The sequence below is a fragment of the Priestia sp. JNUCC 25 genome (assembly GCF_053667915.1).
In genome coordinates this window covers 576,712-587,500 of sequence record NZ_CM132211.1, presented here as the reverse complement: position 1 = coordinate 587,500, position 10,789 = coordinate 576,712, and the positions used below count along the sequence as shown (strand labels likewise).

General features: G+C 37.2%; 8 protein-coding genes and 1 rRNA gene (1 of these 9 cut by a window edge). 1 reads left to right on the top strand and 8 read right to left on the bottom strand.

What is annotated here, in order from left to right:
* The 5 genes from JNUCC25_RS03120 to JNUCC25_RS03100 all read right to left on the bottom strand — a co-directional run.
* A 16S ribosomal RNA gene (locus tag JNUCC25_RS03120) occupies positions 1-678 on the bottom strand (it extends 874 nt beyond the left edge of the window).
* 411 nt (positions 679-1,089) lie between these two features.
* Positions 1,090-1,866: an enoyl-CoA hydratase-related protein gene (locus tag JNUCC25_RS03115; protein WP_013055341.1), complete on the bottom strand. Its 777-nt coding sequence runs from the start codon at positions 1,864-1,866 to the stop codon at positions 1,090-1,092.
* Between the two features lie 35 nt (positions 1,867-1,901).
* Positions 1,902-3,434, bottom strand: a complete 1,533-nt coding sequence (locus JNUCC25_RS03110) for a fatty acid--CoA ligase family protein (protein ID WP_064471300.1) — start codon at positions 3,432-3,434, stop codon at positions 1,902-1,904.
* Between the two features lie 169 nt (positions 3,435-3,603).
* The gene (locus JNUCC25_RS03105; protein ID WP_013055339.1) at positions 3,604-4,593 is read right to left on the bottom strand and encodes a lipoate--protein ligase; all 990 of its coding nucleotides are present in this window, start codon (positions 4,591-4,593) and stop codon (positions 3,604-3,606) included.
* A 15-nt stretch (positions 4,594-4,608) separates the two neighbouring features.
* Positions 4,609-5,340, bottom strand: a complete 732-nt coding sequence (locus JNUCC25_RS03100; protein WP_013055338.1) for an MBL fold metallo-hydrolase — start codon at positions 5,338-5,340, stop codon at positions 4,609-4,611.
* Between the two features lie 228 nt (positions 5,341-5,568).
* On the opposite strand from JNUCC25_RS03100, the gene yhfH reads away from it, so the two are divergent.
* Positions 5,569-5,700 carry a protein YhfH gene (gene yhfH, locus JNUCC25_RS03095; protein ID WP_013055337.1) on the top strand — a complete coding sequence of 44 codons (132 nt, stop codon included), beginning with the start codon at positions 5,569-5,571 and terminating at the stop codon, positions 5,698-5,700.
* Between the two features lie 38 nt (positions 5,701-5,738).
* Here yhfH and JNUCC25_RS03090 read toward each other — a convergent pair whose 3' ends face one another.
* The 3 genes from JNUCC25_RS03090 to JNUCC25_RS03080 all read right to left on the bottom strand — a co-directional run bounded on the left by JNUCC25_RS03090 (position 5,739) and on the right by JNUCC25_RS03080 (position 10,559).
* Positions 5,739-7,322, bottom strand: coding sequence for a response regulator (locus tag JNUCC25_RS03090; protein ID WP_029320813.1), 1,584 nt, complete (start codon positions 7,320-7,322; stop codon positions 5,739-5,741).
* Positions 7,300-9,120, bottom strand: a complete 1,821-nt coding sequence (locus tag JNUCC25_RS03085; protein WP_078081453.1) for a cache domain-containing sensor histidine kinase — start codon at positions 9,118-9,120, stop codon at positions 7,300-7,302. Before JNUCC25_RS03085 ends, JNUCC25_RS03090 begins: the two co-directional genes overlap by 23 nt.
* 149 nt (positions 9,121-9,269) lie before the next feature.
* Positions 9,270-10,559, bottom strand: coding sequence for an ABC transporter substrate-binding protein (locus tag JNUCC25_RS03080; RefSeq protein WP_078081452.1), 1,290 nt, complete (start codon positions 10,557-10,559; stop codon positions 9,270-9,272).
* Positions 10,560-10,789 lie beyond the last annotated feature (230 nt).

Sequence of the window (10,789 nt, the reverse complement as noted above, 5' to 3'; positions counted from 1 at the left end):
TTTTCTCTTCTGCACTCAAGTTCCCCAGTTTCCAATGACCCTCCACGGTTGAGCCGTGGGCTTTCACATCAGACTTAAGAAACCGCCTGCGCGCGCTTTACGCCCAATAATTCCGGATAACGCTTGCCACCTACGTATTACCGCGGCTGCTGGCACGTAGTTAGCCGTGGCTTTCTGGTTAGGTACCGTCAAGGTACGAGCAGTTACTCTCGTACTTGTTCTTCCCTAACAACAGAGTTTTACGACCCGAAAGCCTTCATCACTCACGCGGCGTTGCTCCGTCAGACTTTCGTCCATTGCGGAAGATTCCCTACTGCTGCCTCCCGTAGGAGTCTGGGCCGTGTCTCAGTCCCAGTGTGGCCGATCACCCTCTCAGGTCGGCTATGCATCGTTGCCTTGGTGAGCCGTTACCTCACCAACTAGCTAATGCACCGCGGGCCCATCTGTAAGTGATAGCCGAAACCATCTTTCAATCATCTCCCATGAAGGAGAAGATCCTATCCGGTATTAGCTTCGGTTTCCCGAAGTTATCCCAGTCTTACAGGCAGGTTGCCCACGTGTTACTCACCCGTCCGCCGCTAACGTCATAGAAGCAAGCTTCTAATCAGTTCGCTCGACTTGCATGTATTAGGCACGCCGCCAGCGTTCATCCTGAGCCAGGATCAAACTCTCCGAAGAAATGTTTGACTTGCTCAATTAAAAAATAAAAATTAACGTTGACGTTTGTCGCTTTGTTCAGTTTTCAAAGTTCAACCGCCGCTCTTAAGCGACTTTATCATCTTATCAAGTTATCAACGTAATGTCAACAACTTTTTAAAATTCTTTTTTTAGCTTCGTTGTTAACGGTATGTCTCAACGACGCTTTATAATAATAAAATATATTTCAACTAAAGTCAACGGTTTTTAAAGAAAAAATTAAAAACTATTATTTATAGATTTGAACAACGACTACTGCAACGTATTATAGTAAATATTATAGACAAAAGCCAGCTGTAACTTTGCCTTCTTTGTTCTTGCGCTTTTACATATTCTTTTTTATTATTCTTATAGAAGAAACTAAAAAAGAGCTGTCCATTAGACAGCCCTTTCTTATTTCCCTTTAAAACTAGGTCTTCTCTTCTCAGCAAATGCTTGAAGCGCCTCGAGACGATCTTCTGTCGGAATCGTTAATTCATATGCTTTTCGTTCAATTTGCAAACCAGTCTGCAAATCGGCCTTCATTCCTTCTTTGATAGCAAATTTTGCTTGCTGAAGTGCAATTGGCCCATTTTTCAATAAAAGAGAGATAAAAATATCTATTGTTTCTTCTATTTCATATCCGGGAGCCACCTTCGTTACTAGACCACATTCTTTCGCTTCTGATGCTGAGAGACGCTGAGCTGTTAAAATTAGTTCCATTGCTTTTGCTTCCCCAACTAACCGAGGGAGACGCTGTGTTCCTCCTGCGCCTGGTATGATCGCTAAGCTTGTTTCCGTTAAACCCATAAGCGCTTCGGTTGAAGCAATCCGGAAATCACATGCTAAAGCCAGCTCCATTCCTCCACCAAATGCATATCCATTGATGATTGCTATCGTTGGCTGAGGAAGCTGCTCTATCTTCGAAAACACTTCTCCTATTTTGTAAATATTGCGCTTTACTTCTTGATCAGAGAGGGTTTTACGTTCTTTTAAATCGGCCCCTACGCTAAAAGACTTTTCACCTGCCCCTTTAAACGTCACAACTCGAATATCTTTTTGAATACGGATTCCTTCAATTACTTCTTCCAATTCTTTAAGCATATCGTAATTAAAAGCATTCATCGCTTCCGGACGGTTCAGTATCAAATGGGCGACGTGTCCCTTCATTTCATAAGAAATAGATGACATCCTTTTACCACCTCCAACTTGGAATCGCTTTCATTTTATCGCTCCTGAGATACTTGTTGCTTCAGTGCACGCCGTAAAATTTTTCCCGTTGTATTTTTAGGAAGTTCTTTTAAAAATTCAATTTCACTTGGCACTTTATATTTAGCAAGGTGCTCTTTGCAGTAGGCAATAAGCTTCTCTTCCGTTATCTCTTGATTATTGCAAACCACGTAACACTTAACACATTCACCTAAAGAAGGATCAGGGACTCCGATAACAGCCACTTCTACAATATCTGGATGCGCATATAGCACTTCTTCTACTTCGCGAGGATAAACATTATATCCTCCTACAATAATTAAATCTTTTTTACGGTCAACGATATAAAAATAACCTTCCTTATCCATTCTTGCTAAGTCACCTGTATACAGCCAACCATCTCGGAGAGCATATTCCGTGTCTTCAGAAAGCTTATAATACCCTTTCATCACGTTAGGGCCTTTGACGATAAGTTCGCCAACTTGTCCTACTTCTACTTCTTCTCCTAGTTCGTTTACCACTTTATTTTCAACATTCATAATAGATGTGCCTATAGAACCGGCTTTTCTCTCTCGGTCAATCGGATTGAAACACGTCACAGGAGAAGCCTCAGATAAGCCATACCCTTCTGCTACCATTACCCCAAACTTACGTTCAAAATTGGTTAGAAGTGCCACCGGCATTGATGCCCCGCCTGATATACAAAGCCTTACCGTGTGAAAGTGCTCTTTTTTCCCTTTGTCATGCTGAAGTAAGAAATTATACATTGTGGGAACGCCGGCAAAAATAGTCGCTTGTCGATTTTGAATTAATTTAAATATAGAAGATGGACTGAATTTTGGTTCAATTAATATCGTTCCTCCATTCATTAAAGGCGCATTCAATGAAACAGTTAAACAAAATACGTGAAACATCGGCAAAGCAGCTACGACTCGGTCATTCCCATTTATACTTAAATAATCTGCTACGTCTTGGGCATTTGAATAAATATTCTTATGTGTAAGCATAGCTCCTTTTGGTTTTCCAGTCGTTCCTGACGTATACAGAATGATGGCCACATCTTCTTCTTTTAACTCAAGAAAATCATATGTAGCTTCCCCTCTGTTTACAACTTGGGAAAACGTGTGAAAATAAGAAGGTATATTTTCCACTGTATCTGTCGTTTCACATAAGATAACGTGTTCCAAAAATGGAGTGTTTCCAATGATTTTCTTTAAAATAGGGAGAAGTAAATCAACCGCAATAACTGCTTTTACATCTCCATCCTGAAGCATGTAGTTAATTTCATCCGCTGTGTAAATAGGATTAATGGGTATAACAGTAGCTCCTATTCGAAGAGCACCGTACAATCCAATAACAAAATGAGGCGAGTTGCCGACAATCAAAGCGATATGATCTCCTTTTTTCACACCTAATTGCTTCAGACCATTAGCAAACTTAGATACCGATGCATCAAGATTTGCATAAGATGTTTCTTGGTCCATAAAAACATATGCCGATTTTTGTGGAAATTGCTCAGCTGTTTTATGAAGCTGTGCTGACAAATTCATCTCATAACTTCCTCCTTTTAATAACGAATGAATGAACAACCATTCATTATTAAGTCATAATAATGTAAAAATTCTAACTTCTTCTATTCTATTATAATGTTACTGCTGTTCTATTGACAAGACTCATCTGTTTAAAAAGAAAAAAAGCCTGATGTAGCAGACTTTTTTCTTAATAGATTAATTCAACAAACTCCTCTTTTGTAATATTACCAAAATAATGTGGAATATCGATGTCTTCTAAGGCTTGTTCAATAGAAGCTTTTTCATAACGAACACCTGTTAATTTTTCCTGTACTTCCTGGACATCCCCCACTCCAAAGAAATCTCCATAAATGGTGCAAGCATCGATTTTTCCTTTATTCACTTCTAAACGAACGTCAATTTGTCCCACAGGAAAGCGGTGAGAGTGCTGTAAGTTAAATTTAGGTGATTTCCCATAGTTCCAATCCCATGACTGATAGCGCTCTTTAGAAATTTGATGAATCGTTTCCCAATCTTTTTCCGTTAGTTTATATTCTGTTATATTTTCTTCTCCGTCAAAGATATACCGAAGCAGCATTTCTCTAAATTCTTCCACCGTTACTTTCTGTTCTAAAAATTCGCTGATATTTGCTACTCTATTTCGAATAGACTTAATGCCTTTGGATTCAATTTTATCTTTTTTTACCTTTAACGCTGATACGACGTTTTCAATCTCTGAATCAAAAAGAAGAGTTCCATGGCTGAACATTCTCCCTTTCGTTGAAAACTGAGCATTTCCAGAAATTTTCCGTCCTTCCGCCATTAAATCATTTCGTCCGCTTAACTCAGCATTAACTCCCAATTTCTTTAACGCTTCCACGACCGGCTCGGTAAACTTTTTAAAATTATGAAAGCTATTTCCATCGTCTTTCGTAATAAAGCTGAAGTTTAAATTTCCTTTATCATGATAAACGGCTCCGCCTCCAGATAGACGTCTCACTACATGAATTTGCTGATCTTCAACATATTTTGTATTAATCTCCTCAATGGTGTTCTGGTTTTTTCCAATAATAATAGAAGGTTCATTAATATAAAACAGCAGATATGTCTCATTAATGTCTAGATGCTTGAGCGCATATTCTTCAATTGCTAAGTTAATTCGGGGATCATAATTTTTTTGATTATCAATAAATAACATTCATTTTCCTCCTTGTTATTCCCATACATATCCTGATTCAGCTAACGTAAGCGTACCTCTATAATGAGCAGCGGCTTCCTCTACTAGCTGTTGATGTTCTCCGTAGTGCGGAAGGTGAGTAAGCATGAGGTGTTTGACACTTGCTTTTGAAGCAAGTGTACCGGCTTCTGTACTTGTCATGTGTCCAGCGCCTCTTCCATCTTGATTGGCATAAAAATTACATTCACAAATAAGAAGATCTGCTTCTTCTGAGAAGGAAACAAACTCTTCTAAATAACTAGAGTCCGCTGTGTACACGACAGTTTGATTGCCGGCGCTTATTCTCATGGCATAACAAACGACTGGATGCTTCGTTTTCATAAATTCGATGGTAAAAGGCCCAATTTCAAGTTTTTGACTCGGATCATACTCTACCCCTTTAGTAATTCCTTTATGAGTAAGTTTGTTGAAGCTTTCCTGATCATATGTATGTCCGTAAATAGAAAGTTCCTTAACAGCGTTTCCTAGATGAGTCTGAATGAGGCGTGCATATTGAAATACTCCGACATCAGCCACGTGATCATGATGATAATGAGATAAAATCATAGCATCTATTTCTTCTGGCTTTGCATATTTTTGCAGCTGAGCCAATGCACCGCTTCCACAATCAACAAGCAGCTGAAATCCATCGTGCTCCACTAAATAGCTAGAAGTAGCTTCTGAAACAGCGGGATATCCTCCCCAAAAACCAATAACAGTTATTTTCATTTCAATCACCCTTTCGTACTATTTTTATTAGGTTCAGTATACCCTACTTTTTTTTGAAAACTAACTGAAAGGCACTCGTTTCGGCCAATTTATCGAAATAACTCATTGTTATACAACAAATAACCACTTAGAATAGCAAAATAGGCTAAATTGTTATAAAACATAATTGACATTTTATCATCTGTTATAATACAATGTTAGTAACAAAAAACAACGGAGGGATTTAAAATGTTAGAAAAAATGACTGAATTTTTCAAAAGATTACCCAATAAAAAGTGCGTAGAATGCGGAAACGACATCGAGGAACAGCATGAATGCTACGGAAACAAATGTGATCACTGTCTAGATATCATGAAATAAAAAAAGCTGAAACTGTTATAAAACAGTTTCAGCTTTTTTTATACGGTCAAACTGCGATACTCGTTTGGCGTAATGCCTTCTACTTTTTTAAACACTTTTCGAAAGTATTTATCATCATGATATCCAATCATATTCGCAATTTCATAGATTTTTAGTTCTTCATTTAGTAAAAGTGATTTGGCTTTATTCATTCTGACTTTCACCATATAATCTGAAATGTTTTCTTGAAATTCTTGCTTAAACTTTCTCGAAATGTATTCACGGCTTAGATAGAAACGTTCCGATATTTCTTGAAGCTTCACATCTCGATGAAAATTTTGCTGCAAATATTGTTCGATTTCATAAATAACGTCGCGATTGTTTTGCTTGCTATACCTTTTTACTACTTTTAAAAAGCGCTTTACTTCACGCTTCTTTCTCTCTACATACTTTGCTAGCTGAAACTGCCCATCTTGGTTATAGAAAAAAGAAAGAACATATTCAGGACCGTTATTTATCGTATAAGGAATGTGATATCTTTTTAACCAATGCTGGCTTAACAGCTGATATTCCTGCTCAAAATGCAGAATTTGCTTTAATGAGAGATAATTTTGCGCTTCAAAAGCTGTGATAATTTCGTTGAATACCGGCAAAAAGGCTTCAAACTTCCCGACTTGCAGCGCTTCTTCAATTTTACTGTTATAGTCCATCATATTTATTAATAAAGCACTTGCTAAAACGTCTTGCTTGCCGTAGACCTTCACTTTATTTCGATCAAGAACATTGCTTAATAAAAGCGAGTTTTTCGCATCTTCATAGGAGTTCATTAGCTGATCAATAGAAGAGACTTTGCACCCTCTTGCAATCCGACAGCTCACGTCTAACGTACGGCGAATTGCTGTATGTAAAGCCGTCAGCAAAGAGGTTATACGTTCAAAATCATTCCAAAATATAATGATAATTTCCCACTTATTTGATAAATAACGGAAGGCTACCCCATTTTCTTCTGCCATCAGCATTTCATTGATTACATTTAAAATTGAAAAATAGGCTAAATCCCGGTCACCGCCAAAAGAACGAATGATGGATTCATCTACACGTACAATCCCCACTTCATACTCTCTAGTCAGATGGAAACCAAACTCTTCATAGATTGATTGATTTAGCAAATAATTGTTCATTAACTGCGTCAGTTTTCGATCTCGATAAATCGGCTTCATTTCATTAATTAAACGATAGCTGCTATTATGGACTTTTCTGGACTCTTCTTCTTTCTTCCATTGGGTTACAGCTCGTACAAGGGTATCGTTTAAAATCGAAGGATCTACTGGCTTTAGAATATAATCCGTACTTCCAAAATGAATAGCTTTACGCATATAGTGGTAATCATCATACCCTGTTACCACAATCGTTTTACTAGAAGGCGAATTCTCTTTAATCCACTCCAACAAAGCAATTCCATCGATATTAGGCATCTTCATATCAGTAAAAATGATTTCCGGTCCTTGATCCTCGATAAGCGCAATCGCTTGCTCACCGCTATCAGCTTCTATCACATCTGTAATTTCATGCTCTTCCCACTGTCCAAGCAGCTTTATTCCTTCTCTTACATGCTCTTCATCATCCACGATTAATACTTTCATCACTATCCCTCTTTTCTTCAATTGTTGTTAGCTTTATGACAACGGTAAAATCGTGATTTTCTTGACTGCTAATTTGCATTGAAGCATGATCTCCATAGTAGATGCGAAGTCGTTCATAAATGTTTTGCAACCCAATATGCTCATCTGTTTGATTATACGATTGCTGAAGTCTCGTTTTTAATTGATTCAACTCTTGGTGTCCTATCCCTTTTCCGTTATCAGAAACAGTTAGAATCAGTTCTTCACCGTTCAACTCCGCTGAAATCAACAGCTTTCCGCTTCCTGTGCGGGTTTCGAATCCATGCTTAAAAGAATTCTCAACCAGAGGTTGCAAAATCATTTTCGGTATTCGCATAAGCTCTGCTTCTTTTTCGATATTTAACTCATACTCAAACTTTGAACCAAACCGCTGCTTTTGCAGACTTAAGAAAGCTTTTACGTGATCGACTTCTTGCTTTAAGCTAACGATATCCTCTTTCATATTCATGCTGTAACGCATAATGTGGGAAAGTGAGGTTAATAAAGAATATACTTCAACTGCTTTATGCTTAAGAGCAAGAGTTCCAATCGATTGAAATGCGTTGTATAAAAAATGCGGATTAATTTGTGACTGCAGCACTTTTAGCTGCGTTGATTTATTTTCTAATTCCAATCGAAATTTACGTTCAATCAAGTCATTAATTGTTTCTACCATAGAGGTAAAATGCCTTCCTAAAACACCAAATTCATCGTTTCCAAGCGATTTAAACCGCACCTCAAATGATCCTTTTTCCACTTCTTTCATATTGCGAATCAATACGTTAATCGGCTGTGTAAAACGTACTGATATAAAAAGCGTAGCGATAACGAGCATACACAGAAATGGCAGGCCAATTAATACATTCATAAGTGCTGTCTTTCTTGCATCCTCATATAAAACACTGTAAGGAATTCGTTTCACAATGTACAAGTCCTCAAAGGGCTGTTTAAGCTTTTCATACATTAATACGCCTGAGAAGCTTTTATCCTCCCATTCCATGCTATGGTCTTTTTGAGAAGTGAGCGCCTTCACCCACGCGTAGTTTTCATTTTTTCCAATAACCTTTGAATCAGAGGAATACAAAACCTTCCCTTTATTGTTCATTAAATAAAAATCTTCTGACTCTTCATTATATAGACGCTGCGATATAGATTGAATTTGTGTCATATTAATGTCTAAAGATAGATAAGCTAACAACTTGTCTGATGGAATCTCATCAATCCGCTGATGAAAGCTAATAACTTGATTCGGCAGTGAATCAATTAACGTTGATAAATTATTGTAGCTATAAATTTCATGGGTAGGCTCAATCACAAGAAATTTATGATTTTTATTTAAATAAGAATAGTAAGGCTGAGTGTAAATATCATCGTACTTCCCTCTGCTGCTCACTTTTGAATTATAAGCTGTATATGAGTCATGCCCGTTTTCAATGTAAAGATGGAGTTGTTCAATCTCTGGACGAGTATTATATAAATAAAGAAGAGTTCGTGATATTTCCAGCTGATTGGCTCCTAAGTCACTTGATACACCTTCATCTAACACTTTAATAAATGGGTGGTAGCCGTACAGCCTTTTTGTAATATTAGCAATTTCATTTAAGTAATCGCTCAAATCATTGCTTCCATTTTTAATAACTTGATAGTTGGTAGAAATAAATCGGTTCTTAACCGTTTCTTTTGTGTATTGATACGTAAAAATCGTCGAAATTAAAAATGGAATAACCGTTGCGAATAAGAAAAACAAAATTAATTTCTTGCGTATACTCCAGCCTTTCACAAATAACCTCCTTTGACTAATGTCATACATTATGACTATTATTATACATTAAAAGCGCTTTCAATTAACTATTATTTTTTCATAACTATGAATCTAACCAGCTATTTTTTCACATCAAAAAGTCCGCGTTTTCCACGCGGACTTCTTGTTTATTTTTTCATTTTTGCCCAAATTGTATCTAATTTCTTCATAAACTCTTCTTCTGTCATTTGCTTGCCTGCGTAAGACTGCATTGCTGCGCCGACTTCTTGAACCGTTCCTTCCGGATACTTAAACCAGTTCCAAGATAATGTTTTACCTTCTTCAGAGTACTTTAAGATATCATCAGATAAAGAATCGATTCCTTTTCCATCAATGTTTTTGAACGCTGGAATGAACTTAAACTTTTCAACTAAGAATTTTTGACCCTCTTTAGAAGAAACCATCCAATTTAAGAATTCTTTCGCTGCTTTTTTATCTGCATCTGGCGCATTTTTGTTCACTACCCAGTTATTTGGAACTCCGATTGCTAGTTTATCATTTTTCTTTGCATCGTTGCTGATTGGCATTGGAATAAAGCCCATTTTCATGTCCGGATTAATTTTCGTAATCATATTTACCGTCCAGTTACCTTGTTGCATCATTGCTGTTTCACCAGAAGCAAATTGAGTAACTTGTGTATTGTAGTCTGTCGTTAGTGGATTTTTATTTCCATACTTTAACGTTAAGTCGAACAGATTCATAAATTGCTTAAACGTTTCATTGCCTTCAAATTTTGCTTTTCCTTCGTTTAGACCTTTAATAAACGCATCTGGATCGTCTTGCTGTGCCATTGGAATATTAAATAAGTGGTTACCTAGCACCCACCACTCGCCGTATCCATTAGAAAATGGCGTAATGCCTTTTGCTTTAAGCTTCTTAGAAGCTGCTTCTAATTCGGACAGCGTTTTAGGTAATTCTTTAACGCCTGCTTTTTCAAATAAATCTTTATTATAAATAAAACCATAACCTTCTAAGTTTAGCGGTTGACCATAAATCTTCCCGTCCATTGTCATCGGTTCTTTGGCGATATCATACAGATTATCTACCCAAGGCTGATCAGATAAATCTTCTAATTTATCCTTCCACGTTTGCGCTTCTTGGAACCCTCCATTGTTAAAGATATCAGGTTCATTTCCAGAGGCAAACTGTGCTTTTAGTGCTGCACCATAGTCCGCGCCTCCGCCGACTGTTTGGATGTTAAACTTTACGTTTGGATGTTCTTTTGTATATTCATCCGTTAATTCTTTCAGCTGATCTGCAATTTCCACTTTGAACTGGAACATATCAATAACAACTTGATCACCTGAGCCTGCTGATTTACTTGCTTTTGAATCCGTACCTGAGTTTGAACATGCTGTCGCAAATAAAAGTGATGTTGCTAACACGCCAGACATTATTGAAAGCCTTTTCATTTTCATTCGTTTTGCCCCCCTTGATATCTATCTCTCTTTATTTTACCGATTCTAGGACATTTGAACAGGTAACAATATTGAACAACCGAGTGGAAAATATTGAACAACCCCTTCAGCACCCTTCGACAGGTCTCTCTTCTTTCGCAAAAATTTCTATAAATTTTTTGTCTGTTTTATTCCACCTAATAACATTTATAGACAAAATTATGTTAATATGTAGAGTGATAGATTCATAA